Below are 26,961 nucleotides of genomic sequence, written 5' to 3'. Positions count from 1 at the left end.
TGTAAGTTCCACTAACGATTTATGAAGGAGAAGCGCAATACAAATGACTGAAGATTCCGTTATGTTGGAGCCGTCCGAACGGCTAGATTATTTACTAACCCATGATATGCGTATTATTCAAAGTGATGAAGTATTTAGCTTTTCAATAGACGCAGTACTATTGGCTCGATTTGTCTCTCTTCCTCCACGTGGAAGAGTACTTGATCTTTGTACAGGCAATGGAGTTATCCCATTACTGCTCTCGACAAGAACATCCGCTCATATTGATGGGATTGAGATTCAACCGCGCCTTGCGAATATGGCTCAACGAAGTGTGCAGCTAAATGGATTAGAGTCACGTATTGAGATTAAGCAAGGGGACTTAAAGGAGCTAATGCCTGAAGGCGACAAATCGTATTATGACTGTATAACCGTGAATCCGCCTTATATGCCGCTTACAACAGGCGAAGCCAAGGAGAACACCTACAAAGCGATGGCTCGACATGAAATTGGATGCACGCTTGAGGATGTTATTGCCTGCGCAGCAAGATTGCTGCAAACGGGTGGCAAGTTGGCGATGGTGCATCGACCAGCTCGGTTAACGGATATATTGGACCTAATGCGTCGTTATAAATTAGAGCCAAAGCGTATTCGCTTTGTACATTCTCGCATAGATACGGAAGCCAATATGGTGCTTGTAGAAGCGATTCGCAATGGGAAGCCTGATGTTCGTTTGCTGCCGCCATTGATCGTATATACTGATACCAACGAGTATGTTGAAGAACTAAACGATATTTATTATGGCAGACGTAGTGAATTGAGGAATGGTGATCATGGATAAAAACTGCACAATTCAAAATAGTTATTTGTCCACGGACAGCAAGCAAGGTGAGTTGTATTTGGTTGCTACCCCTATAGGTAACTTGGAGGATATGACTTACCGTGCTGTACGTATGCTGCAGGAAGCGGATCTAATTGCTGCAGAGGATACACGTGAAACGAGGAAACTGCTTTCTCACTTTGAGATTCAAGGGAAGACCTTATACAGCTATCACGAGCATAACAAGGATGCAAGCGGACCAGAGCTTGTAAGGCTGATGCAGGAAGGGCGCAAATTGGCGCTTGTTAGCGATGCCGGACTTCCGGCAATATCAGATCCAGGTGCAGATCTTGTACGACTCGCTATTGAAGCGGGATTGTCTGTTATTCCTATACCAGGGGCGAACGCAGCGCTTAGCGCGTTAATTGCTTCTGGCTTGCCTACGGATCGATTTACTTTTGTTGGCTTCCTTCCACGCGATAAGAAGCGTCAGGAGGAAATACTGCAGTCTGTTCAACGCGATAGAAATACATTGCTTTTCTATGAATCTCCTCATCGCATTGTGAAGACAATTGAGCGTATGCTTGAACAGCTAGGAGATCGTGAAATAGCAGTTGCCAGAGAGCTTACCAAGCGTTATGAGCAGTTTGTACGTGGATCAATCAGTTCTTGTCTACGTCAATTTGAAGAAGTAGCCCCTATAGGTGAATGCTGTATTGTTGTGCAGGGGGCAGTCGGTCAATGGGAGCTTCCACCGGAACAATCGGCATGGTGGGAGTCGTTGTCTGTGGCTGAGCATGTAGCACGCTACGAAGAAGAGCAGGGTGTAACGCATAAAGAAGCTATGAAGCTTGCAGCGAAGGATCGCGGGGTCTCCAGACGTGATATTTATCAGCAGTTGCTTGCTGGGGAAGAGGCATAAGACTAGATAAGGGTATAAAATGATAATGCAGCAAGGATATATTACATTATCATGAAATAAAAGAGGGCTTAATTGTGAACGATTTGTGAACATTAAGTGAAAAAGCTAAAAAGTTTGGGGAAAACCACTTATTTACAGACTTTCATAGTGATTTTGAGTCATTTTAGCGTCTTTGGGATTGGTCCATTTCTTCATATTTGCAAAAAAAGACGCCTTCACGGTGGGTTCAAAACCGTGAAGGCGCAAGGAAGATATGAAAAAGGTTAGAATTAACATATGTGATAAAACTATTATAACCTATTTTTTTTATTTTGTCACAGGTTGTGGAATATCAGAAATACACTCGTGACAAACAATCTTACCTTTGAAGTATGTAACTTTTTCTGCATTACCACAGAAGATGCACGCAGGCTCATATTTCTTAAGCATGATGCGCTCACCATCTACATAGATTTCTAGCGCGTCTTTCTCACCGATTCCCAATGTCCGGCGTAGTTCAATTGGAATGACAACACGACCGAGTTCGTCGACCTTACGGACGATACCTGTTGACTTCATCATGAATCATCGCTCTCCTCTTTTAGAAACACATAATAGTGTCATTATTCGACAAATTTTGATGTTCTGTGCTTTATATCGTACCAACCATTCCCATATTAGTCAACATGCAAAATGATAGGTTCTTGTGTTAATTTATGGTTTTTATCATATTTTTAAGTTGTTGAACAGGTGAAAATGAGTCTATGAATTGAAATATCAGGAAATAAGAAGGCCGATAGCGCGAAAAATCAGGAACTTAAAGAATAATATGACAATTTAGTCGTAACGTCAACATTTATATGAGATTGTCGAATCTAGGCGCCAAATTACACAAGGAATCCCTAATTTGCACAAAGGAGGAACACGTCATGCACTCTTTATTAACAGAAGAGAAAGTATTTAAGGATCCAATTCATAATTATGTTCATGTTCAAGATCAGACCATCTGGGATCTTATTAATACGAAGGAGTTCCAAAGACTACGGCGGATACGTCAATTAGGGACGTCGTATTTTACTTTTCATGGAGCTGAGCATAGTCGGTTCTCTCATTCTTTAGGTGTATACGAGATTACAAGGCGCATTATTTCGCAATTTGAACGCCAGGGCTATGAGGATTGGTCTAAGGAAGAGAGACTCGTAACATTATGTGCCGCACTACTGCACGATGTTGGCCATGGCCCATTCTCTCATTCTATTGAGGAAGCGTTCGATATTCATCATGAGGATTGGACATGCCGCATTTTGCTTGAAAATACAGAAGTTCACCATGTCCTGGAACAGGTTGAAAAAGGGTTTTCAGAACGGGTTGCTTCTATTATATGCAAAACATACCCAAATCCGATTGTTGTTGATCTGGTGACAGGTCCATTAGATGCAGATCGTATGGATTATTTACTACGAGATGCGTATTATACAGGTGTTCACTATGGTACGTTTGATTTGGACCGCATATTGCGGGTATTGCGGCCATATAAGGGCAGGGTGGTCGTAAAAGAGAGCGGCATGCATGCCGTTGAACATTATTTAATGTCTCGCTATCAGATGTACTGGCAAGTGTATTTCCATCCAGTCACACGGAGCTCAGAACTTATGCTGAGGCTTATATTCCAGCGGGCCACGGAGCTGTATCGATCGGGATACCGTTTTAAATACTTTTTACCGCCACTTGATTCCTTATTTGAAGGGACTCTTAACGCGCAACAATATGTGCAGCTCGATGAGGCATTTGTACAAACCATGTTCACGCAGTGGATGTCAGAAGAAGATGAACGTTTGGCAGAGTTAAGTCAGCGGTTTATGGAACGTAAATTGTACAAGTACGTGGAGCTTGATGAAATGAAAGAATCGTACAAGACGCTTCTTCGTGAGCAATGGGAACGAGTTGGATTAGATCCAGCCTATGATCTATGGTTTGATTATCCTACAGATATGCCGTATGATGTGTATCGCTCGGGTGAAGTTCCTTCTCAACAGCATATAGTGCTGCTTGATCACCAGTATGAGCTGGTAGAGCTGTCGAAACGATCAGATATTGTACATTCGATTAGCGGCTTAAGACGAGGTAAGGCCTATATTTATTACCCGCTAGACAAGCTGATGCGTGTAAAAGATAAGCTGTCTGAAGAGGCGAAGCAGTTGTTGCGATTTGATCGACACATCAAATAAATACCCATTGTTCATCATGGAGAAACACAGCGTAAAGGAGATCATCCATGTTATTTGATACACATACCCATTTAGATAATGAAAAATTCAACGAAGATCGTCATGAGGTAATTACTCGTGCCTATGAGCAGGGTGTAACGCGTATGGTCAATATCGGATTCAATCGGGAGACGATTCCAACCACTATGGAGTTGGCTGAAAAGTATCCATTTATCTACGCAGCTGTTGGCTGGCATCCAGTTGATGCGATTGATATGCGACCAGAAGATATCGATTGGATCGCAAAGCTGACAGAGCATGAAAAAGTCGTTGCTATCGGAGAGATAGGTTTAGACTATTATTGGGATACGTCGCCAAAGGATGTTCAACAGCGTGTATTCCGTCAGCAAATCGGGCTGGCGCGTGAGTTGAAACTACCTATTATTATTCATAACCGCGACGCACACGAGGATGTCGTGCGTATACTAAAAGAAGAGAAGGCACATGAAGTTGGTGGTATTATGCATGCGTTCTCTGGTAGCTGGGAAACGGCCAAGCAGTGTTTGGACATGAACTTCTATATTTCCTTTGGTGGGCCAGTAACCTTTAAAAATGCAAAACAGCCAAAAGAGGTGCTAAAGCAAGTTCCAAATGATCGTTTATTAGTGGAAACAGATGCGCCTTATTTAACACCTCATCCATTCCGAGGGAAAAGGAATGAGTCCGCTTATGTTCGCTATGTTGCAGAAGTAGCTGCTGAGATTAAAAGTATGGAATTTGAAGAAATTTGCAAAATAACGACGACTAATGCTCTAACATGTTTTGACATGTAATGAAAATCGGTGAAAATAGCATGAAAAAAAGTTCTATGGCAAGAGATAAGTGGATTTCTTCGATAAAAAGCCGAATTGTTACTTTTTTTTAATCATTTTTAACGAAAAACGGAATTGCGGGGAACTTTACAACTTTGTCATAAAAACGTTATGATGCTCACAGATGTTTGAATCAACTTGAATAATATTCCAACTAACCAGTATCGCTGAGTCTCCAGTTATGGAGAGCGGGGGAACCAAAAGCTTGATGCGAGTGCCACGCATCGGTAGGATTGATTCCTTGGGGTGAATTGTGAATGGCCGAGCCATGAGCCGGGCATTTGCTTAGGGCGACTCTCATAGCCCGAACCCGACAGCTAACCTCGCAAGCGTTTGGAGAGAGGTCGCTCTTCTGAGTTCCTAAACGGTTACGTTTCGTTTGGGTCACCTATGAAGCCGTCACAGAGACACCTCTTGAGACAGGCTTCTTTTGTTATTTACGCCTCAAAAGCTTGCATAATAGTTACAGCAAGTTCATAGGTTGTAAGAAACAGGAGGTGAACTAGACCTTAGCTGCTAGTTGGCGTGGAGAGTTATGCAGCATAATCCTAGTAGGCTCTCTGCAAAAATACTTTATAGTCGCGTCAGATGTATCATGCACAACTCTCGACGGCGGGACTATGTAAGGAGGTCCGAGAAAGTGGGCAAACTCGTTCATAACGAACCCCATGAACCCCGATCATCCAGCAAGTCATTCGCAATGCGGTGGAAGCATGAAAATATGCGTATTATTTCAGTTATAACGCTTATAGTTGTTGCTATAACAGTCGTTAGTATTTTAGTCGGGTTCAGTTACGCAAAGAAATCCGTCTCTATCGTCATTGACGATGTTGAAAGACAGGTAGAGTCCCGTAAGCAGACGATTGGCGATGTTTTGGATGAGCATGCCATCGTTGTAGGTGCACATGATGAATTGTCACCTAAAATGGATACGAAAGTAGAAGAGGGGTCACGCATTACGATTGAGCGTGCGCTGCCTATCAACGTGAAAGTAGATGGCAAGAGTAAGAAGCTATTTACGACTAAGGATGAAGTAGGAGAAGCACTTCAATCGAACAAGATTCAGCTTAATAAAGCAGATAAGGTGTATCCAAGCCAAGATGCAGCCATCAAACGTGATATGAATATCCGTATTGTTCGAGTAAAGAAGGATATTGTAAAGCGTGAAGTGAAAGTTCCTTATACGGTCGTTAAGAAAGCCGACCCGAATATGAAAAAAGGAACGAAGAAGACGGTTCAAAAGGGCAAAGCAGGACTTGTCGTTCAGCAAGTTGAAAAGACGTATGAAGATGGTAAGCTCGTATATAAGAAGATGATTGATAAAAGCGTAAAGACGAAGGCAGTGCCTCAAGTCATTACGTATGGAACGAAGAAAGTTCCTGAAGTATCGGTTCTATCGGCAGATGGAGATATCGAAGGCAATGTGCTTAAAGATGGTGTTAACTTCGATTACAAGCGGAAGCTAGGCAATTTCCAATTAACTGCCTACACAGAAACGCCAGGCTCGGCTGGGGCAACAACTGCCTCCGGTACCAAAGTAACCGCAGGGAGAACGATATCTGTTGACCCGAAGGTTATCCCGCTTGGCTGGTGGGTCTATATTGAAGGTATCGGTTTCCGTCGTGCTGAGGACACAGGCGGTGCCGTTAAAGGAAAGATTATAGACCTATACTTTGACAGCTCTAAGCAAGTAAATCGCTTCGGTCGTAAGAAAGGGTATACGGTATACATTATCGGCCCTGTGAAACCGGAGGCAAACTAAACGATACAGACTGCACGTCGCTGTTTAAAATGCAGCTGTTGATTTAACATATAGTAATTCACAACGGTTTATGTCATGCTAAGAAGAGGGGACTCCCTCTTCTTTTTTGCGTAAATGGAGTTGACAAAGGAAAGGGGTACTATTTGCTTGATTCGGGAACTAATAGTAGTGGAAGGCAGAGATGATACCGTTGCCATTAAGCGTGCCGTAGAGGCGGATACGATTGAGACCGGAGGATCTGCACTCAATGAGATGACTTTCCGCAAAATTGCTCTTGCACAGGAGCGGCGAGGTGTCATTATCTTTACCGACCCTGATTTTGCAGGTGAGCGGATTCGAAAGGCGATCGCAGCAAGAGTGCCTGGCTGCAAGCATGCTTTTATCACAAGAGACAAAGCAACAGCCAACGGAGATATCGGGGTGGAAAATGCCTCCCCTGAACATATAAGAGAAGCGCTAGCCCGTGTAAAGAGTGAAATGGGTGCTTTCCAGGGCACAGTGTTGTCGTGGACAGATCTGATCGAAGCGGGATTAACTACGCATCCTGGTTCTGCCGACCGTCGCATGCGGCTCGGTGAGCTGCTCGGTATTGGCTATTGCAATGCTAAGCAATTTCTAAAACGTTGTACGGCATTCCAGATTAGTCGAGAAGAGTTCGAGGATGCTTTAACTCATTTGTATCGAGAGATTGAGCAAGCCAAGCATAAAGAAGAACAGCAGTAAGGATAGTAAGAGAGGATGGCTGGGAATACAAGATGACGCGTTCAATGATGGATATCGCGACACCGTCGCGTACGAAAGAGATTATTAAGAAGCACGGATTTTCCTTTAAGAAAAGTTTGGGGCAGAACTTCCTTGTCGATATGAATATTATGCGCAGAATTGTTCAATCTGCTGAGTTGGATGAAAAGACAGGGGCTCTAGAGATTGGCCCTGGTATTGGTGCATTAACAGAACAGCTAGCTCGTGAAGCAGGGAAAGTAACGGCTGTTGAGATCGATCAGCGTCTTATTCCGATACTCGCTGAGGTAATGGAGCCGTATGCTAACGTGAGTGTTGTAAATAATGATGTCCTTAAGGTGAATCTACAGGCTCTGTTTGAAGAGCAGTTCTCTGGAATGGAAAAGGTAAGTGTTGTCGCTAACTTACCGTATTATGTGACAACGCCTATTATGATGAAGTTGTTAGAAGAGCGATTGCCGCTTAAAAATATCGTCGTTATGATCCAAAAAGAAGTCGCTGAACGTATGGCGGCATCTCCGGGCAGCAAGGATTACGGCAGCTTAACGGTAGCTGTTCAATATTACAGCGAGCCGGAAATTGTATGTACGGTGCCTCATACGGTATTTATTCCACAGCCAAACGTAGAATCAGCTGTTATTCGCTTGAAGGTTCGTGAGAATCCACCTGTACAAGTGAATGACGAGAAGTTGTTCTTTGACGTGGTACAAGCCAGCTTCGCACAGCGCCGTAAAACGCTGTGGAACAACCTTAAGGCTCGATATGGTGCTGAGGCGGGCTTAGAGGGGCTTCAGGCAGCTTTAGAGACGGCTGAAATTAATCCGCAGCGTCGAGGAGAGACACTGTCACTTGAAGAGTTTGCGCGTCTTAGCGATGCAATTGGATCGCTGCCGAAGCAATCAGAATAGAAATGAACGGATAACGCACAATGGGAAGCAGGAACTGCTGCTTATACCTATTGTGCGTTTTTGTATTGGTCATGAACCAAATCAAGCTCTTGCCCATACCATAGTCAAAGAGGTGATGAACCTATGAAGGTAGGAGACTTGGTCGTGCGCAAGTCCTACGGCGGAGATATTACATTTCGTGTAGAGCAGGTTATGAACCAGATGACGCTCCTTAAAGGAACGGACTATCGTTTAATCGCAGATTCTCCGTTGAACGACCTCCTTACCGTGTCAGATACGACACTAAGGCGTCGCACAAGACAAGCGCAAATTAAGATGATACAGTCAGTTGAATCGATACAACAGCATCGCAAGCGTCAAACAGAACGCCGCAAGAATGATATCCAATCATCAGCAGAAACAACGAGTAAGGCCTCCTATTTTGAGATGCCAGGCAAAATTCTTCACTTGGATGGAGATGCTTCTTATTTACGTAAAAGCATGGCTGTATATCATCAACTGCGCGTACCGGCTGAGGGGCATTACGTGCCGGAGTCGAAGATGTCTGATACTGTTGCGCAGCTGCTTCCCCGTGTAAAGCCGGATATCCTCGTTATTACAGGACACGATGGTGTACTGAAGGGTTTAAAGCATCGCGACCTGTATAGCCTGCAAAGCTACAAAAACTCGCAGCATTTCGTGAATGCGGTAAGAACTGCTCGACAATATGAGAAGCATTATGATTTGCTCAATGTTGTTGCAGGGGCATGTCAGTCTCATTTTGAAGCATTACTGCAAATTGGAGCTAACTTCGCCAGTTCGCCTGGACGTATTATGATACATGCACTCGATCCTGTTTATGTAGCTGCTAAAGCAGCGTATACTTCTGTGAAAGATACGGTACAGATGGCCGATATTGCGCCACATATGATTACAGGCATGGAGGGCTTGGGAGGAGTTGAGACAAGAGGCAGCTACCGAGTTGGGATGCCAAAGTGGAAAGACCTTTCAAGTTTGCAGGTTACTCCATCCATGATATGAGATAGGAATAAAACAAGTAGGCATCGGGTAAGCTACAAAATTGGGTAAAAAATTAGATTGACATTAAAACATGGTTGTTGCTATAATTATTTGTTTAACTTGACATAACCTCTTTTGTTCGTTATAATGGGACAAGGAAAGAGGTGGTAGTACCAATGGCGAAAAATGCGCTTTTGGAAATACGACGCAATCTAGAATCTCACGTCGGCCAGAAGATTTTGCTTCGTGCAAATGGTGGCCGTCGCAAGACGATTGAGCGTACAGGCGTATTGGAAGAGACCTACCATTCTGTTTTTATTGTTAAGCTGGATGAGGAACAGAATGCGTTCAAACGAGTATCCTACAGCTATGCAGATATATTGACGGAGTCGGTAGAGATTACCGTCTGCGCAGATAACGGCGAATTAAAGATCGAATATATTCGTGGTTAAGTATAACCAGCTTCAATTGCAGCCCTTATGGGCTGCTTTTTTCTTTTACATGATGGCTTGTTGGTTAGACCCATCAGCTTTATAACCCATACATAATGGTCGCGTGGACGCACAAACTAATACAGGAGGTTATCCTACTCTGTTGCCATACGGTCTTATTACTTTTTATCCTGAGGGGGGGTTGTATCATGAGTCGACGCAGACGCAGTACGATGTCAGAAGAGCTAAAGATTGAATTAGCTAAAGAATTAGGTTTCTATGATACGGTCCAAAAGGAAGGTTGGGGCGGTATCCGCGCCAAGGATGCAGGCAATATGATCAAGCGAGCTATTCAAATAGCCGAGGAAGCAGCTGCGCGTAAAGGATAATGATTTTGGTGGAAGCGAGCCATGTCTCTTTGTTTCAGAAGAGCCGGTTCGCTTTCGTTGTATGACCGCTCGTTGTACAGGCTGTTCTCGAATGACTTGATTCGGAGAGTCTGTTATAATAACGAAAGCGATCCGTAGGATAAAGAAGGGTGAAGGCCGGTGAAAATATACGAGAAAGCGCCAGCTAAGATCAACTTGATGCTGGACGTATTGCATAAGCGGGAAGATGGCTTCCATGAGGTCGAAATGGTCATGACGATGGTTGATTTGGCAGACCGATTGGAAATGGAGGAACTTCCACGAGACACCATTATCATATCCAGCCAAGCAGGCTACATACCTCTTGATGAGAAGAACTTGGCTTTCCAAGCTGCGAAACTCATCAAGGAACGCTATGACGTCCGTAAGGGCGTATACATTCACTTGGATAAGCATATCCCAGTTGCAGCTGGACTTGCTGGTGGTAGTAGTGATGCAGCAGCAGCGCTGCGAGGACTAAATCGATTGTGGCAGCTCAATATCCCGCAAGAAGAGCTCTTGAAGCTAGGGGCTGAGCTTGGTTCTGATGTACCGTTCTGTGTCACAGGCGGAACAGCAATTGCACGTGGACGCGGTGAACAGTTAGAGCAAATCATCAATCCCCCGCAGTGCTGGGTTATTCTAGCTAAGCCACCTATTAACGTATCTACGGCAGATGTGTACGGGAACTTCAAGGTAGATCGAATTGATAAGCATCCAAGTTTAACTCATATGGTACAAGCGATTGAACAGCAATCTTTCGCAGATATATGCGCTCATGTAGGGAATGTATTGGAAGATGTCACGTTACCGATGCATCCGGAGGTGCTGCAGCTCAAAGAAGCGATGATTCGACTTGGTGCTGATGGAGTGCTTATGTCCGGAAGCGGACCTACTGTGTTTGGGCTTGTATCGAAAGAATCAAAGGTTGCAAGAATTTATAATGGCCTGCGCGGTTTTTGCAAAGAAGTGTACGCGGTGCGCATGCTTACGTAGGTTATATCTCTAAGTCATTTAAATATGTAAATAAATGAAAACTATACAATGCGGTTTTCCTTGAAAAATAACGAACATTAATGTATTATACCGAATATAATATTCGGTTTTAGCGAGGAAGAACGTGATGAAAAAATTAAAAAGAAGTGCCCGTCTTGTGGAAATGACGCAGTATTTAATGTCCAAACCGCATACGCTCATTCCATTGACTACGTTTGCAGAGCGTTATGGTGCAGCCAAGTCCTCTATAAGTGAAGACTTGGGGATCATTAAAGAAGTGTGCGAGAGCGAAGGTACGGGCGAGCTGCTTACCTTGGCGGGTGCAGCCGGCGGAGTAAAGTTTATCCCGAAGTGCTCCAAAGAAAAGGCACTTGAACTTATCGAAGGGCTCTGTAACGAATTGCAGCAGCCAGATCGAATGTTGCCAGGTGGATATTATTATTTGACTGATATACTCGGCCAGCCTGGCCTAATGAATGAAATTGGACGGATGTTTGCCTCTGTATTCGCAGGGCAAGATATCGATTGTGTGATGACAGTGGAGACAAAGGGCATTCCGATTGCGTATGCAACTGCTGCTCATCTCAATTTGCCCGTTGTGCTTGTCAGACGTGACCATGTCGTAACAGAAGGTTCTGCTGTAAGTATTAATTATGTATCCGGCTCGCAGAAGAGTATTCATACGATGACTTTGGCTCGTCGTGCGCTGAAGGAGCGCTCACGTGTGTTAGTTGTTGATGACTTCATGCGTGCAGGTGGAACAATAAACGGTATGATTGAACTGCTTAAGGAATTCAATGCTACCGTAGCGGGCGTAGGCGTGCTTGTAGAGTCCAAGGACGTGACAAGTGATGAACGACTGCTGCATGACTATGTATCGCTTATGCGTGTTGGAACGATTGACACAAGGACACGCCAGATGTCGGTGAAACCTGGTAACTTATTTGACAAGAATATGGAGTTCGGCACAGAAGAAGCTTAATCCATCCCAAGGAGAGTGTTTAAGATGTCTCAACTGATTCATACAGTAGCAACATCGGATGCACCGCAAGCTATTGGTCCTTATTCGCAAGCGGTTACTTATGGTGACCTTGTTCTTACTTCAGGTCAGATTGCGCTGCTTCCAGACGGTTCTCTCGTAGAGGGAGGTATCGAGGAACAGGCTCATCAAGTGTTCCAGAATTTGCAGGCTGTTCTACAGGAGGCAGGGTCTTCGTTCGATCGCGTATTGAAGGCGACCGTGTTTTTGAAAGATATGAATCAATTTGCACAAGTGAACGCAATCTATGAAACGTATTTCGGTTCGCATAAGCCATCACGTTCAACTGTTGAAGTGGCTAGGCTGCCTAAAGATGTACTTGTCGAAATCGAGTTAATTGCTACGAAGTGAATCGAACCCTGTCGAAATGATTAAAAACGAAGTAAAAGTTCAAACAAAAGTTAATTTCTTGGCAAAATAAAGAAGGATTTTGTTTGCGCGTGTGGAATATTACACCAAGTCTTGTATGGAAAAAGGTGGTGAACACACGTGCAAATTACTGATGTTAGACTCCGCCGCGTCAACACTGAGGGGAGAATGAAAGCAATCGCATCAATTACGATCGATAACGAGTTTGTAGTTCATGACATTCGAGTTATCGACGGCAACAACGGAATGTTTGTGGCAATGCCTAGCAAACGAACGCCAGATGGCGAATTCCGCGACATTGCCCATCCTATATCTTCAGGAACTCGCGAAAAGATTCAAGCTGCGGTACTGGCTGAATATGAGCGTGCTGCAACAGAAGAGGAAGTTATTGAAGAGGGCGCTTAATCAAGGGAATATTTGGGGTTACAAAGAAAGAGGGCCAATCATGGGGCTCTCTTTTCTTTTTTGCTATAATAGGATATATTCTAGTATGGATACAGGAGCAGGAGGTCGGACACTTTGAAAAGAATGGCCATTGTGCTAGCCGCAGGACAAGGCAAGCGAATGAAGTCTAAATTGTATAAAGTTCTGCATCCGGTATGCGGAATGCCGATGGTTGGTCATGTTATGACGGCTGTTGAGCAAGTACAGTGTGAACGTAAGGTTGTCGTTGTAGGACATGGTGCAGAAGCCGTTCAAGGCTACGTGGGGGATCGAGCAGAATTCGTCCTTCAAGCCGAACAGCTTGGTACGGGTCACGCGGTCAAGCAAGCAAAGGCTCTTCTTGATGAAGAGCAAGGTACGACAATTGTGATCTGTGGTGATACACCGCTCGTTACATCTGTTACACTAGAGATGTTAATGAAGCTGCATCAAGAATCAGGCGCTTCGGCAACGATTTTGACGGCTGAACTGGATAATCCTCAAGGATATGGGCGTATTATTCGAGCAGAAGATGGTTCGGTCATGAAAATTGTTGAGCAGAAAGATGCGACAGAGCAAGAACAACTCGTTAACGAAATTAATACAGGTACGTATTGCTTCGATAATGCTAAGCTGTTTGCCGCGCTTGAACAGGTGACGAATGCGAATGCACAGCAAGAGTACTATTTGACAGATGTCATCGGCATCATGAAGGCGCAAGGTGATATTGTGCGTGCTTACTGCACGGCAGATGCTGGAGAGTCTATTGGAGTAAATGATCGCCTGGCTCTGTCTGAAGCAGAACGACTCATGAAAGAGCGTATTAATAAGCAGCATATGTTGAATGGTGTAACCATTATCGATCCAGCTCAGACGTATATTGAGTCTACTGTAAGCATTGGAGCAGATACGATTCTGTATCCTGGAACGATGCTTAAAGGCAATACAGTAATCGGTATTGATTCCACGATTGGTCCTAACGTCGAGATTGCAGATTCTACAATTGGTGATCGAGTGAGCGTGAAACAATCTGTACTTACAGAGGCTGAGGTTGGGCATGACAGCTCAATTGGTCCGTATGCTTACTTGCGTCCAGGTTCACGTATTGGACAAGACGTAAAGATCGGTGACTTCGTAGAAATCAAAAATGCGACAATAGATGATCATTCCAAAGTATCGCATCTTAGTTATATTGGCGATGCTAAGGTTGGCAAGAATGTAAACATTGGCTGTGGTGCAATAACCGTAAACTATGACGGATATAATAAATCTGTTACAGAGATTGGCGATGATGCTTTTGTAGGCAGCAATGTCAATTTGATTGCCCCTATAACAGTCGGTAATGGTGCTTACGTCGTTGCTGGGTCTACAATTACGCAAAATGTCGAAGACAATGATTTGGCGATTGCGCGTGAAAGACAAGTAAACAAGCCAGGTTATGCTGAGAAGCTTCGTTCTCGTGCGAAAGCGAAGAAAGCAAGAACAGATTCTTAATTGCTATTAGTAATAAGTAATTTTAAAATAAATTGAACTTAAACCAGCCGGAGGGTAAACAACGATTATGACGTATTGTGATTCCAAGCTGAAACTATTCACTTGTAACTCGAATCCTAAGCTAGCACAGCAAATTGCCGATTATATTGGTATTCCACTAGGAGATGCGAATACAAATAGCTTTAGTGATGGTGAGATCCAGACGAATTTGCATGAAAGTGTGCGCGGTTGCGACGTATATGTTGTCCAATCAACTTGTGCACCTGTAAACGATAACTTAATGGAACTTCTCGTCATGGTAGACGCGTTGAAGCGTGCTTCTGCAAAGAGCATCAACGTCGTTATTCCTTACTATGGCTATGCTCGTCAAGACCGTAAGGCACGTTCCCGTGATCCTATCACTGCGAAATTGGTTGCGAACTTGATCGAGACAGCAGGAGCTCATCGCGTCATTACGATGGATTTGCATGCTACACAGATTCAAGGCTTCTTCGATATTCCGGTTGATCATTTGCTTGGTGTACCAATCTTGGCACAATACTTCCGCTCCAAACAAATGGAGAACGTTGTGGTTGTTTCTCCTGACCATGGCGGTGTTGTTCGTGCACGTAAATTGGCAGACTTCTTGAACGCTCCGCTTGCGATTATTGACAAGCGTCGTCCAGAGCCAAACGTGAGCGAAGTTATGAATATCATCGGAGATATTAAAGGCAAAACAGCTATCATTATCGATGATATTATCGATACAGCAGGTACAATTGTACTTGGTGCAAATGCACTCGTTGAAGCTGGTGTGAAAGAAGTTTATGCTGCTTGTACTCACCCTGTATTGTCAGGTCCTGCTATGCAGCGTATTGAAGACTCTCCATTTAAGGAAGTCGTTGTAACGGACACAATTCCGGTTACCCATCCTAACCCATCAAGTAAAATTCGCACGTTGTCAGTGGCTCCGCTTATGGGCGAAGCTATCATTCGTGTTCATGAAGAAATTTCAATCAGTAAATTGTTCGAGATTGAGTAATACCGTATAGGGATTTATTCCCATAGCAGAAGGGTTACATCAACCGGTTCATCATCGGTAGATGTAACCCTTGTCAGCATTCTCCAGCAGCTCCAATAGGAATCCCTTTAGGAGCTAGGGGGTGCAAGATGCTTAGAAGGGTGAGAGAGCATGAAGTGGATTGTTGGACTCGGGAATCCGGGTGCAAAATATGCGAATACACGCCATAATATTGGATTTATGGCGGTCGATGAGTTGGCAAGAAGATTCAATATTGAAGTGAAAGAAAGTAAGTTTAAGGCTTTATTCGGAGAAGGACGTGTAGGTACGGAGAAGGTTGTATTAATCAAGCCGATGACTTATATGAATTTGTCAGGTGAATCGATCCGTGCTTATATGGATTTTTACAAAGCGAGTCTTGATGATTTTATCGTATTGTATGATGATATGGATACAGAGCTTGGAAAAGTACGTCTCCGTTATCAAGGCAGCGCAGGTGGACATAACGGGATTAAGTCTATTATTGCGCATACAGGGACGCAGTCCTTTAATCGAGTGCGTATGGGTATTTCCCGGCCGATGCCTGGGCGCGATATTGCGGATTATGTACTGGAAGCGTTTCCGAAGGCAGATGCTTCTTTATTGGAGCAGACTGTTGAGCGTACTTGTGACGCGGTGCAATATGCATTAACCAATAGCTTTGAGCAGACGATGGCAAAATACAACGGTTAATCGGCTAATGATGGCAACTGTGGGGCATAATAGACGGTATATTGCGTTCTGAGGAGGCATATACATGTCGGTGAATTATGTTTGCGAGCATTGCCACTCGCTGCTAGGTCGACTAGAAGCAGCGATAGCAGATGATGAGAGGCTTGGATTCCATCAGCTCACGGAGGAGGAGCGCCGTCACTATGTTCAGCATCAAGAAGATGGCAACATAACGGTGCGAATGACATGTGATTTATGTCAGGAAGCTTATACCAGACATCCAGAACTAGCATTTCTAGCTTCTCCCCTTCAATAGTGATATGGCTTCGCCTATTTTCGTTAAGGTCGTTCTGCTAGCCTTGGCTAATTAGCCGAGGCTCTTTTGGTGCGAATGTCATAAGCATGTACCTATTGTTTATCCGTACTACAGCAAGATAGGCTTTCATGAGACGGAGCACAACATGGTTGTTAGTCAATTGAATATGGCGATGATGATCGCAATCATATTCGTAATGATATAGGAGCATGGATTCCCGAGGGGGCTTTGCTCGTTATTTCTTGGTTGGTTACAGAAAGAGGTGCCTATCTTTGTTAAATGCACTCATGCAAGCATTATCTACTGAGAGCGATATGAATTCTATCGTATCTGGCGTTCGTGCCGGTATGAAAGAACAACTTGTATCTGGCTTATCCGGCTCTGCACGTCAAGTGATGATGGCATCATTGGCAGAGCAACTAGACCGTCCAGTACTTGTGGTGACACATAATATGTTCTCTGCACAGAAAGTAACGGAAGATTTACAAGAGTGTCTATCTCCAGACCAAGTCCTCTTATACCCTGCCAATGAATTGGTAGCGGCTGAAGCAGCCATTTCAAGCCCAGAAGTAATTGCCCAGAGAATTGAAGCAATGACACGCTTGGCTAAAGGTTTCCGAGGGATTGTTGTAACTCCTTATGCCGGGCTGCGCAGATATTTACCAGCTAAGGAAGTAATGGCAAAGGTAGAAATGACGATTGCTGTTGATCAAGAACAGCCGCTTGAACAATTACTTTCATTTTTGGTATCAGTCGGCTATGAGCGTACAGAACGCGTTGAGTCCAAGGGTGAGATGAGTGTTCGCGGTGGAATATTGGATATTTATCCATACACCTCGGAACTGCCATATCGTTTGGAATGGTTTGATGATACGGTAGAGTCTATTCGTTCTTTCGATCCAACTGATCAGCGATCATTGGAAAAATTGGACCGTTTACTTATTACGCCTAGCAAAGAGCTAATTGGCGAACGCAGCCAGTTCGAACAGGCTGCTGATCGAGCAGCGCAATTACTGGAGGAGCAGCTTGCGAAGATGAGCGATCGCCAAGTAAAAGATCGACTGCGCCAAGAAATTCATCATGAGATCGATCGCTTACGTGAAGGTATGTATTTCAATGAGATGTACAAATATGTAACCTTGATGTATCCAGAAGGTAATACATTGTATGACTACATGCCTAATGACACGCTACTTATCATTGATGAACCTGCACGTGTGTTGGAAACGGCTAAGCAGCTAGAGCGGGATGAAGTAGAGTGGAATACTCATTTGCTTCAGCATGGCAAGACACTGCCTGCATTGGGGCTTGGGAAATCTTCCGATGAAGTGTTGACGAAGAGACCATTCCAGACCATTTTCGTTGCGTTGTTCCTTCGCCAAGTACCTAATACACATCCTCAAAATATCGTCAATGTCATGTGCCGTTCCATGCAGAACTTCCATGGGCAAATGAATGTGCTAAAAGCAGAGATGGAGCGTTGGAGAAAGTCGAATGCGAAAGTCATTATTTTAGCTAATGGAGACGAGCGTGTAGATCGAGTGCGCCGGGTGTTAGAAGACTATCAAATTCCTGAACCAACAATTATGAAGGGGAATTTGCAAAGTGGCTTTGAGCTTCCTTCGATCCATTTAATCGTCATTACTGAAGCGGAAATGTTCTCGCAGAAGCAGCGAAAAACAGTGCGCAGAACTGATGCCAAAGTAGATAATGCTGAGAGAATCAGAAGCTATTCTGAATTGAAGGTGGGCGATTATGTCGTTCATCACAATCACGGAATCGGCAAATATGTAGGTATAGGTACACTTGAGATTAACGGTATCCATAAAGACTACCTGCATATTTTGTATGCTGGGGGCGATAAGTTATCCGTCCCTGTTGATCAGTTGCACCTGATTCAGCGTTATGTAAGCTCTGAAGAAAAAGAACCGAAGATTAATAAGCTTGGTGGTACGGAATGGACGAAAGTAAAAAATAAAGTTCGTTCTTCGGTTAAAGATATCGCAGATGATTTAATTAAATTGTATGCTTCAAGGCAGTCTTCACCAGGCTATGCTTTTGAAAAAGATACATCCGAGCAGCAGCAGTTTGAGGATATGTTCCCTTATGACGAGACACGGGATCAAGTTCGCGCCATTGAGGAAATTAAGAAAGATATGGAGATGTCTCGTCCAATGGATCGTTTACTGTGCGGAGACGTAGGATACGGAAAGACGGAGGTAGCGATTCGTGCTGCTTTCAAGTCAGCTATTGAAGGTAAACAGGTAGCTGTGCTCGTTCCTACAACAATTTTAGCACAGCAGCACTACGAAACGTTCCGTGAGCGCTTTGCCGACTATCCATTCAACATACAGGTATTAAGTCGCTTCCGCTCTCGTAAGGAGCAAAATGAAACGATGAAGGGCATTAAGTCAGGTGTTGTTGATGTCATTATTGGCACGCATCGCTTGCTTTCCCAAGACGTTGTATTTAAGGACCTTGGCTTGCTGATTGTAGATGAAGAGCAGCGCTTTGGTGTTACGCATAAAGAGAAGCTGAAGAAGCTGAAAATGAACGTGGACGTGCTGACGTTAACGGCTACTCCAATTCCTAGAACGTTGCATATGTCGATGCTTGGTGTTCGGGATTTGTCTGTTATTGAAACACCGCCAGAAAATCGCTTCCCGGTCCAGACCTACGTATTGGAACACAGTGATGCGCTTGTGCGAGAAGCAATAGAACGTGAGCTGGCGCGCGGTGGACAGGTGTATTATTTGTATAACCGTGTACAAGGGATAACACAAATGGCGGATCATATTAAAATGCTCGTTCCTGAAGCAAAAGTAACCGTTGGACATGGGCAAATGTCTGAACAGGAGCTGGAGAAGGCGATTCTTGATTTCCTAGATGGCGAGCATGACGTGTTGGTAAGCACAAGTATTATCGAGACTGGTGTTGATATACCTAACGTAAATACACTTATTGTTCATGATGCAGATAAAATGGGCCTTTCTCAGTTGTATCAGCTGAGGGGCCGCGTTGGGCGCTCGAATCGGATTGCTTATGCGTACTTTACGTATCAGCGCGACAAAGTACTAAACGAATTAGCAGAGAAGCGTCTCCAGTCCATTAAAGAGTTCACCGAGCTAGGATCGGGCTTTAAGATCGCAATGCGTGATCTATCTATTCGTGGTGCTGGCAATTTATTAGGTGCAGAACAACACGGGTTTATTGCGTCAGTCGGCTTTGATTTGTACTCTCAAATGTTGAGCGATGAAGTGGCGAAGCGCAAAGCGGAGTTGGATGGCATCGTTATGGAGGAACAGCAGGATTGGACAACGTTAATCGATCTGAACATTGATGCCTATTTGCCCGGCGATTATATTTATGATAGTATTCAAAAGATTGAAATATATAAAAAAGTTGCTGGCCTTTCTTCACTTGATGAAGTTGAGGGGCTGCGTGATGAGTTGGTCGATCGCTTCGGTGAGCCACCGCTTGCAGTGCTGCAATTGCTAGCTGTTTCGCGTCTAAAATGGTACGCGAAGCAGTATGGCTTTGAAGCGCTGTCACAGCGCGGTGATGATGTGCAGCTGAAGGTACATCCTTTGGCAGAAGCGCGTCTTGATCGTAAGAAGATGGCTGCTTTAGCCACTGGTATCGACAGACGCTTCGTCGTAGACCAAAATGTCAACGGTCCAATTAAGTTGCAAGCTCGAGGCTACGATGGAATGCAGCTCTTGATGAAGCTAGAGCAATTGATGCAAGAAGCAAAAGATGCAATAAAATCGAAGGGAGAACTCCAAAATGTCACAAAATAACAAAAAACGTTCCTGGAAAGGAATGCTGATGACACTAACGCTTGTATTTGCGCTTGTCGTAACAGGCTGTGGAGCTGGTTCTGATAACAACGCTGGAGAGACTAAAGAAGGCACAAAGACAGAAGCTAAAAAAGACAACAGCAAAGTGGTTGCTACGTATGAGGGCGGCCAACTTACAGAAAACGAGTTCAATAAAGAAATTGCAATTCGCTCTATTTTCGACCCGCAATCTGCACAGTTACTTCAAATTGAGCAATTCCGTGAGCATTTTGCAAAAGAAACGATCGCTTATAAGTATCTAGCTGAGAAAGCAACAGATAAAGCGAAAGAAGAAGGAAAGAAAAAAGCGAACGAGCAAATCGATGCAATTAAGAAACAGCTTGGTGATGAGCAGTTCAAAAAGATGCTTGAAGCTCAAAAAGTAACAGAAGCTGAAATGAGAGATTTCACAGCCCGTATCTTGACGGTTGTAGCAGATATGAATCAAAAAGTAACAGACGAGCAGTTGAAGGCTGAGTTCGAGAAAGTTAAGAACGAAATGACTACAGCAAGCGTGCGTCACATTCTTGTACAATTCAAGCCTGAAGGCGGTAAAGAGCGTACAAAGGAAGAAGCACTGAAAATTGCTAAAGGGTATGAGGCTCGTCTGAAGAAGGGTGAAGACTTCGCGAAGCTTGCTAGCGAAGTATCCGAAGACGGCGGTTCTAAGGCTAATGGCGGCTTGTATGCAGATGCACAAGTAGGACAATGGGTACCTGCTTTCAAGGAAGCGGCATTGACATTGGAACTAAATAAAATTTCTGAGCCGGTTGAGACAGAGTATGGCTATCATGTTATGCGTGTCGAAAAGCGTACAGAGAAACAGTTTGATAAGTTGACAGAGGAAGAAATGAACATGGTGCGTGCAACTGCTGCTACGCAATACATGGATAAGTTCATGAAAGATGAGTTGCCAAAACTTATTAAGAAACTTGAGCTTCCTCCTGTTCCACAGCCAGAAGCACCTAAAGCTGAAGAGCCTAAGGCTGAGCAACCAAAAGCAGAGCAACCAGCTGATAACAAAGAAGCTGACAAACCTGCTGCAGGTACAGAAGCGGACAAGCCAGCTGAATAAGCAGACAAAAAATAGTTCTTAGGACCTATTTGTGAATAAATATTACTACATGGTTCTAAATAATCGACAGCCATCCTTTCAAAAAAGGATGGCTGTTTTCTTGTGTAACGAAAAGGAGAACGTAAATAACGGACAAGATATTACCTAAAAATTGTCTACTCACAATAGACGTAAATACATTCCAGGTAAACACTCTAATGATTGAAATTGGTAACAATGTTGATTTATCGGTATAAAACTTACGTTATTTATGCAAGAATGTAAAAAAATCGTCCTCCAAAGGTGGACATTTTTGGGATAATCGAGTAAGATGTCAAAGGTGGATTTTTGAAAGGGATACTTGACCTATTTTCTGGTTTTTTCATAAATGATAGATGAATATGTGAAAACTTTTTGAAAACAGCAATGTTTTTTGTCGCACAGTGTCGAAAAATGTGATTTTATTTGTAACCTGGATCAGTTTCCCTACGTATTATGAAGTATGTATAAGAACATGGAGGCAGTTGAATACTATGGTCAGTTTAACAGTCCATATCGTTATCGCCTCTGATTACCAATAATACTTAAGCAAGTCCTAACCACACACATTGTGAAAGCGAGGCATATATGTCATGAAAGCTACTGGTATTGTTCGTCGTATTGATGATCTTGGACGTGTCGTTATCCCTAAGGAAATTCGTCGCACGTTGCGCATCCGCGAGGGAGATCCGCTTGAGATCTTCGTTGACCGTGATGGAGAAGTAATCTTGAAGAAATACTCCCCAATCGGTGAGTTGGGCGACTTCGCTAAGGAGTACGCAGAGTCTCTTTATGAGAGCACAAACCACATTACAATTATTTCTGACCGTGATACGGTAATTACATTGGCTGGTGGATCCAAGAAAGAATTTTTGGACAAGCAGATCGGCATGTTGTTGGAAAACTGCATGGAAAACCGCAAGACAGTTACAGAAACAAATGCTGGTTCTTATGAAATTGTAAAAGATGGCAGTGAGGCGTTGTCTTCCTATGTTATCGCTCCAATTATCTCCGGTGGAGACCCAATTGGTACAGTTGTATTGATGAACAAAGACGAGTCTGTAAAAATGGGACTTATGGAACAAAAAATGGCTGAAACAGCTGCTGCTTTCTTGGGCAAGCAAATGGAACAATAAGATTCATCTTATGAAACAGCCAGAAACACTCGCATCTTGCATGATGAGTGGTTCAACCTATACTTAAGCGATAAAGACTCCTTGTCGTAAAACGTGAGCGCATGCGAAAACGTTAATACGGCGGGGGTTTTTTCACGTTAAGGGGAACAAAAAGGCGTAATTTTTTTGGATCGTTGATAGTAAGTGCAGTGTACAGCGGGGCTTCAATGATGCTTAGTTAGAGCGATTTAGAAGGGCACACGTATAAAGGTGTCCGTACTGACACATCTTGAAGATAAGAACACATGCAGATGCGTTGCTCAGCTCATTACTACAGCTAATCTCTCCTATAAAGGTATCGTTGGTGGACTTGGGCATATTAAATGCTTATAATACTTCACGAAATGATTCGAACTTTATCAAAGGCGTGATTGGTCGTGAAGGAACAACATACGGCCCATACAGGGGTTGTTGTGCAGGGGGCCTTATTGCTGGGCTTGGCTACAGTTACCTCCAAGCTGCTAGGGACACTGCAGAAGATTCCACTGCAAAATATTGCGGGCGATGGTGTGTTTGGTATTTATAACACGGTCTACCCGTTCTATATTTTATTAACGGTCATTGCGACGGCAGGCATACCTGTCGCAGTTGCTAGATTGGTGGCGGATGCGGAAGCTGATCATGATCGTACAAGCTCATATCAAATAGCCGCTGCTGGCCTTATGATGATGTCTATTTCTGGTGTTGTTGGGTTTATCGCGATGTATTTGGGAGCAGGGACGCTTGCAGGTTGGATTGGAAACATGCATACAGAAGCAGCAATACGAGCATCTTCATTCGCGATGCTGATTCTTCCGGTGCTAGCGGTTCTGCGCGGTTATGATCAAGGCCGTGGCCGCATGGTAACCACCGCCGTATCACAGGTTATTGAGCAAACAGCTCGTGTCATCGTCATGATCATGCTGCTGTTTCTCTTATATATTTATGAGTCGACGGAAGCAGAAATGGCTGCAGGAGCGACATTTGGTTCCTTTGCAGGCGCATTGTTTGCCTTTATTGTACTTCTAATTACAATGGGCCGGAGAAGATGGCGAGCCGTACAGGACATACATGCGGTAGGCGAAAGCTCTGATTCAAATATCATCACTTCGGTATTTAATGTATCTGGAATTTGGTTGTGGATGAAGCGGCTTGCGTGGACTGCATTGCCCATATGTCTTGGTGCTATCGTCGTTCCTATGATGAATGTGGTGGATACGTTCACACTGCCACGCTTGCTGCATAGCAGTGGCTGGAGTGAGATGGAGGCTATGGAACAGCTCGGTGTGTATAGTCGAGCGTTCCCACTGGTACAGCTCGTTACGATGGTCGCTAGTTCGCTGGCCGTTGGTCTTGTGCCAGCGCTTGTGTTGGCTCGGCGGAGTGGTGACGCCAAGCAGGTACAAGCTTTGACGGCGGCCGCGATGAAGTGGACGTGGCTGCTTGCCGCTGCTTCTGCGGTCGGATTGACCGCCTTAGCGGCGCATGTAAACGCCGCGCTGTATATGGAGGACAAGGGCACGCTTGTATTCGTGCTCGTGTCCTGCACAGCGCTGCCAGGCGCCCTGCAGGCGGTGTGTGCCGCGATGCTGCAGGGCGTCGGTGCAGTGGTTGCACCAGCGCTGCATCTGTTAGCAGCGGCGCTGGTGAAGGTGAGCCTGAACGTCTGGCTTGTGCCGACGTTGGGCTTGGAAGGCGCGGCGTTGTCCGCGCTGGCATCGCTTACGGTTGCGGCGATGCTAGGAGCACGCGCACTTGCGCGTGCAGGCGGCGCAGGCCCTGCCGTATGGGCGTGGGGCCCGGCGCGCTTAGCGCTGGCGCTAGCCGCTATGGGCGGCGCGGTGTGGCTAACCGCCAGCGCGGTTGCCCACCTTTGCGGCGGCGGCCGTGGCGGTGCCAGTGCCGCTACCGCCATAGGCGTCCTGCTCGGCGCGATTCTATTCGGCGCGCTCGCAGTGACGCTGCGGCTTGTGCGGCCGGCTGAGCTTGCCGCACTGCCTAAAGTAGGCCAGCGTCTAGCTGCGCTGGCTGCGCGCTTAACACGCGTCAAATAGGCTGTGGTGCAATGCGCCACAGCCTAAGCAAATGCACGAAACTCGCGCTGCAGCGTCGTACATCCTAGAACGTCAGGGATTCGTCCTTACGTATTAGCTCATGTGCATCGCTTTCGCGTGTTTTAACTTATTTCTACTATCCTTAGCCCTAGAAGGAGGCTGCATTCACGATGAGCGGACAATTGATCGCCGTCGGCCTAGGCTCCGGCGACGAGAGCCAGCTGACGCTTGGCATTGCAAGGCAGCTGCGCAACGCAGCACATCTATACCTTCGAACAGAAGACCATCCTGTTGTCGAATGGCTCCGTGCAGAAGGCATCTCATATACAACTTTTGATAGTGTATATACGGAGCATGACAGCTTCCCAGCGGTATACGACGATATCGCTGAGCGACTTATTGCGCAAGCGCGTGCTACTGAAGGAACGATCGTTTACGCGGTGCCGGGGCATCCGCGAGTAGCGGAGTCAACGGTCAGCCTATTGTCTGAACGCTGTCCATCCCAAGGCATTGAATTAACTGTGCTTGGGGGAGAAAGCTTCCTTGATCAAGCCTTTGTTCGACTTGGCTTTGATCCCATCGATGGTTTCCAATTGCTTGATGCAACGATGCTAAATCCAGCGTCTCTATCTCCCCGTTTGCATATCGTCATCGGACAGGTGTACGATATGTTTACGGCTTCAGATGTAAAGCTCAGTCTGATGGAAGTATACCCTGATGACTACGAGGTCGTTGTAGGACATGCACTTGGTATTCATGGAGCAGAACAAATTCTTCGCGTGCCGCTGTATGAGCTGGACCGTGTAGAAGGATATGGAAATCTTTCTCTCATATATGTCCCGCGTACAGAAGATGAAGCGGTGCGCAATAGGACCTTTGAACGATTGCATGAAATCATCGGTATTTTGCGCAGTCCAGATGGCTGTCCATGGGATCAAGAGCAGACCCATCAATCGATTCGTAAGAACTTGATCGAAGAAACGTATGAAGTGTTAGAGACGATTGATGATGATGATCCGACTGCGATGCAGGAGGAGCTTGGCGATCTAATGCTTCAAATTATGCTTCACTCCCAGATGGAAGAAGAAGTAGGAAGTTTTACGGTGTATGATGTTATCCAGAGTTTGAATGAAAAGCTGCTCTTCCGTCACCCGCATGTGTTTGGCGACAAATCGGCGAATGATGCTGAAGCTGCGCTCAAAAATTGGGAGCAAATGAAGGCAGAAGAGAAGCGTTTGAAGGGAACCGATCAGGCTTCTGCGTCCGTTTTAGACGGTATACCGCGTGATATTCCAGCCCTTATGAAAGCTTACAAAATCCAGAAGAAGGCATCAAAAGTTGGATTTGATTGGGAGCGCGTAGAAGATGTACTTGACAAAGTAGCTGAAGAATTGCAAGAATTGCGAGAGGCAATTCTTTCAGACGACACAAGTCAAGAGGATACGCTGCTAGAGCTGGGCGACTTGCTGTTCGCTGCTGTGAATGTATCGCGCTTTATCGAGGGAGATCCTGAAGAAGCCCTTACAGGCACGAATCGCAAGTTTGTAAAAAGATTTCGTTATATAGAAGATCAGCTTCGTATAAACGGAAAATCTTTTGACCAGACTGATTTACTAGAAATGGAGAAGTGGTGGCAAGAGGCTAAACTGATAGAATCGTAATCCAAGCGAGTGCTGGCTCTTATAATTCTTTAATTTTCGTCAAATTTCGAAAAAGTGCCGTGCTTGGGGAGGAATTTACTAATTAAGCAAGAATACATACATGCAACGTATTTCATATTGCTTGTTAGTAAAGACGATTGCAGGTCTGCGGTTGCCGCAACGACTCTATTATTGATTTAAAAAATTGGGAGGCCAATAGACATGAACAAAACAGATTTGGTGAACAACATTGCAACGAAAAGCGGTTTGACTAAGAAAGACGTAGAAGCAGTATTGAACGGTTTCTTCGGCGAAGTAACTGACGCACTTGTTAAAGGTGACAAAGTTCAATTGATCGGCTTCGGTACATTCGAAACTCGCAAACGCGCTGGCCGTACTGGTCGCAACCCACAAACAGGTAAAACAATCGAGATCCCAGAATCCACAATTCCTGCATTCAAAGCAGGTAACAAGCTTAAAGAAGCAGTTAAGTAATGAGACTCGATAAGTTCCTGAAAGTATCTAGACTCATCAAGCGACGGACTGTTGCTAAGGATGTATCTGGACAAGGGCGCGTTGTGTTGAATGGCCGCGAAGCGAAGCCTAGCAGTACCGTAAAAGTAGGCGACGAAATTATGGTTCAGTTCGGGCAGAAATACGTAACCATCCGTGTTGAGCGTCTCCAAGAGACGACCAAGAAGGATGAGGCCGCTGGCATGTATACGCTGCTGCGAGAGGAACCGATTCCAAAGCAAGATGACTTTGGATGGTAAATGAGTAATGAATAGAGGCAATCGTGATGCTGT

At 44.8% G+C, this 26,961-nt stretch carries 26 protein-coding genes and 1 riboswitch; of the genes, 25 read left to right on the top strand and 1 reads right to left on the bottom strand.

Annotated features, from left to right (window positions below):
* Positions 1-43 precede the first annotated feature (43 nt).
* Entirely contained in the window at positions 44-820 is a 777-nt protein-coding gene (locus NQ117_RS23400; protein WP_258280419.1) for a tRNA1(Val) (adenine(37)-N6)-methyltransferase, read from the top strand.
* On the top strand, positions 813-1,721 hold the full coding sequence (gene rsmI, locus NQ117_RS23395; RefSeq protein ID WP_258280418.1) for a 16S rRNA (cytidine(1402)-2'-O)-methyltransferase: 909 nt from the start codon (positions 813-815) through the stop codon (positions 1,719-1,721). The genes NQ117_RS23400 and rsmI overlap by 8 nt, the downstream gene beginning before the upstream one ends.
* A 306-nt stretch (positions 1,722-2,027) precedes the next feature.
* Here the strand turns inward: rsmI and NQ117_RS23390 are convergent, their stop codons facing one another.
* Complete coding sequence (locus NQ117_RS23390; protein WP_028595217.1) at positions 2,028-2,282, bottom strand: AbrB/MazE/SpoVT family DNA-binding domain-containing protein; 255 nt, start codon at positions 2,280-2,282, stop codon at positions 2,028-2,030.
* Between the two features lie 347 nt (positions 2,283-2,629).
* On the opposite strand from NQ117_RS23390, the gene NQ117_RS23385 reads away from it, so the two are divergent.
* The 23 genes from NQ117_RS23385 (at position 2,630) to NQ117_RS23275 (ending at position 26,928) form a co-directional block, all read left to right on the top strand.
* Positions 2,630-3,928: an HD domain-containing protein gene (locus tag NQ117_RS23385; RefSeq protein WP_258280417.1), complete on the top strand. Its 1,299-nt coding sequence runs from the start codon at positions 2,630-2,632 to the stop codon at positions 3,926-3,928.
* A 47-nt stretch (positions 3,929-3,975) separates the two neighbouring features.
* Entirely contained in the window at positions 3,976-4,740 is a 765-nt protein-coding gene (locus NQ117_RS23380; protein ID WP_258280416.1) for a TatD family hydrolase, read from the top strand.
* Positions 4,741-4,934: 194 nt separating this feature from the next.
* Positions 4,935-5,127: riboswitch (cyclic di-AMP (ydaO/yuaA leader) on the top strand.
* A gap of 292 nt (positions 5,128-5,419) precedes the next feature.
* Positions 5,420-6,541: a resuscitation-promoting factor gene (locus tag NQ117_RS23375; RefSeq protein WP_258280415.1), complete on the top strand. Its 1,122-nt coding sequence runs from the start codon at positions 5,420-5,422 to the stop codon at positions 6,539-6,541.
* A 147-nt stretch (positions 6,542-6,688) separates the two neighbouring features.
* Positions 6,689-7,264, top strand: coding sequence for a ribonuclease M5 (rnmV, locus tag NQ117_RS23370; protein ID WP_258280414.1), 576 nt, complete (start codon positions 6,689-6,691; stop codon positions 7,262-7,264).
* Between the two features lie 32 nt (positions 7,265-7,296).
* On the top strand, positions 7,297-8,190 hold the full coding sequence (rsmA, locus tag NQ117_RS23365; protein WP_309137911.1) for a 16S rRNA (adenine(1518)-N(6)/adenine(1519)-N(6))-dimethyltransferase RsmA: 894 nt from the start codon (positions 7,297-7,299) through the stop codon (positions 8,188-8,190).
* A gap of 123 nt (positions 8,191-8,313) precedes the next feature.
* A complete protein-coding gene (gene yabG, locus NQ117_RS23360; RefSeq protein ID WP_258280413.1) occupies positions 8,314-9,210 on the top strand; it encodes a sporulation peptidase YabG in 897 nt (298 codons plus the stop codon).
* A 155-nt stretch (positions 9,211-9,365) separates the two neighbouring features.
* Positions 9,366-9,641 (top strand): biofilm formation stimulator Veg, encoded by a 276-nt coding sequence (veg, locus tag NQ117_RS23355; RefSeq protein ID WP_144995400.1) that lies wholly within the window; start codon positions 9,366-9,368, stop codon positions 9,639-9,641.
* Between the two features lie 188 nt (positions 9,642-9,829).
* Positions 9,830-10,009: a small, acid-soluble spore protein, alpha/beta type gene (locus tag NQ117_RS23350; protein WP_258280412.1), complete on the top strand. Its 180-nt coding sequence runs from the start codon at positions 9,830-9,832 to the stop codon at positions 10,007-10,009.
* 159 nt (positions 10,010-10,168) lie between these two features.
* Complete coding sequence (gene ispE / locus NQ117_RS23345) at positions 10,169-11,023, top strand: 4-(cytidine 5'-diphospho)-2-C-methyl-D-erythritol kinase (RefSeq protein ID WP_258280411.1); 855 nt, start codon at positions 10,169-10,171, stop codon at positions 11,021-11,023.
* Positions 11,024-11,150: 127 nt separating this feature from the next.
* The gene (purR, locus tag NQ117_RS23340) at positions 11,151-12,005 is read left to right on the top strand and encodes a pur operon repressor (RefSeq protein ID WP_258280410.1); all 855 of its coding nucleotides are present in this window, start codon (positions 11,151-11,153) and stop codon (positions 12,003-12,005) included.
* A gap of 24 nt (positions 12,006-12,029) precedes the next feature.
* On the top strand, positions 12,030-12,413 hold the full coding sequence (locus NQ117_RS23335) for a RidA family protein (protein WP_258280409.1): 384 nt from the start codon (positions 12,030-12,032) through the stop codon (positions 12,411-12,413).
* A 138-nt stretch (positions 12,414-12,551) separates the two neighbouring features.
* Complete coding sequence (gene spoVG, locus NQ117_RS23330) at positions 12,552-12,836, top strand: septation regulator SpoVG (RefSeq protein WP_028595205.1); 285 nt, start codon at positions 12,552-12,554, stop codon at positions 12,834-12,836.
* Between the two features lie 114 nt (positions 12,837-12,950).
* Positions 12,951-14,348: a bifunctional UDP-N-acetylglucosamine diphosphorylase/glucosamine-1-phosphate N-acetyltransferase GlmU gene (glmU, locus tag NQ117_RS23325; RefSeq protein ID WP_309137910.1), complete on the top strand. Its 1,398-nt coding sequence runs from the start codon at positions 12,951-12,953 to the stop codon at positions 14,346-14,348.
* Positions 14,349-14,415: 67 nt separating this feature from the next.
* Positions 14,416-15,369 (top strand): ribose-phosphate diphosphokinase, encoded by a 954-nt coding sequence (locus tag NQ117_RS23320; RefSeq protein ID WP_144995412.1) that lies wholly within the window; start codon positions 14,416-14,418, stop codon positions 15,367-15,369.
* A 150-nt stretch (positions 15,370-15,519) separates the two neighbouring features.
* Positions 15,520-16,080 (top strand): aminoacyl-tRNA hydrolase, encoded by a 561-nt coding sequence (gene pth, locus NQ117_RS23315; RefSeq protein WP_258280408.1) that lies wholly within the window; start codon positions 15,520-15,522, stop codon positions 16,078-16,080.
* 64 nt (positions 16,081-16,144) lie between these two features.
* A complete protein-coding gene (locus NQ117_RS23310) occupies positions 16,145-16,375 on the top strand; it encodes an anti-sigma-F factor Fin (RefSeq protein ID WP_144995416.1) in 231 nt (76 codons plus the stop codon).
* 272 nt (positions 16,376-16,647) lie between these two features.
* Positions 16,648-20,175, top strand: a complete 3,528-nt coding sequence (gene mfd, locus NQ117_RS23305; protein ID WP_258280433.1) for a transcription-repair coupling factor — start codon at positions 16,648-16,650, stop codon at positions 20,173-20,175.
* The gene (locus tag NQ117_RS23300) at positions 20,162-21,289 is read left to right on the top strand and encodes a peptidylprolyl isomerase (RefSeq protein WP_258280407.1); all 1,128 of its coding nucleotides are present in this window, start codon (positions 20,162-20,164) and stop codon (positions 21,287-21,289) included. Before mfd ends, NQ117_RS23300 begins: the two co-directional genes overlap by 14 nt.
* Positions 21,290-21,900: 611 nt before the next feature.
* Positions 21,901-22,443: a stage V sporulation protein T gene (spoVT, locus tag NQ117_RS23295; protein ID WP_258280406.1), complete on the top strand. Its 543-nt coding sequence runs from the start codon at positions 21,901-21,903 to the stop codon at positions 22,441-22,443.
* Positions 22,444-22,859: 416 nt separating this feature from the next.
* Positions 22,860-24,515 carry a putative polysaccharide biosynthesis protein gene (locus NQ117_RS23290; protein WP_258280405.1) on the top strand — a complete coding sequence of 552 codons (1,656 nt, stop codon included), beginning with the start codon at positions 22,860-22,862 and terminating at the stop codon, positions 24,513-24,515.
* A 170-nt stretch (positions 24,516-24,685) separates the two neighbouring features.
* The gene (yabN, locus tag NQ117_RS23285; RefSeq protein ID WP_258280404.1) at positions 24,686-26,176 is read left to right on the top strand and encodes a bifunctional methyltransferase/pyrophosphohydrolase YabN; all 1,491 of its coding nucleotides are present in this window, start codon (positions 24,686-24,688) and stop codon (positions 26,174-26,176) included.
* A 201-nt stretch (positions 26,177-26,377) separates the two neighbouring features.
* Positions 26,378-26,650 carry an HU family DNA-binding protein gene (locus tag NQ117_RS23280; protein ID WP_028595195.1) on the top strand — a complete coding sequence of 91 codons (273 nt, stop codon included), beginning with the start codon at positions 26,378-26,380 and terminating at the stop codon, positions 26,648-26,650.
* Positions 26,650-26,928: an RNA-binding S4 domain-containing protein gene (locus NQ117_RS23275; protein WP_258280403.1), complete on the top strand. Its 279-nt coding sequence runs from the start codon at positions 26,650-26,652 to the stop codon at positions 26,926-26,928. Before NQ117_RS23280 ends, NQ117_RS23275 begins: the two co-directional genes overlap by 1 nt.
* The last annotated feature ends 33 nt before the right edge of the window (positions 26,929-26,961 follow it).

It is taken from the genome of Paenibacillus sp. SC116, from assembly GCF_024733555.1.
GTDB lineage: Bacteria > Bacillota > Bacilli > Paenibacillales > Paenibacillaceae > Paenibacillus_B.
The sequence above is the reverse complement of the archived record's forward strand: the minus strand, read 5'-3'. Positions and strand labels throughout refer to the sequence as shown.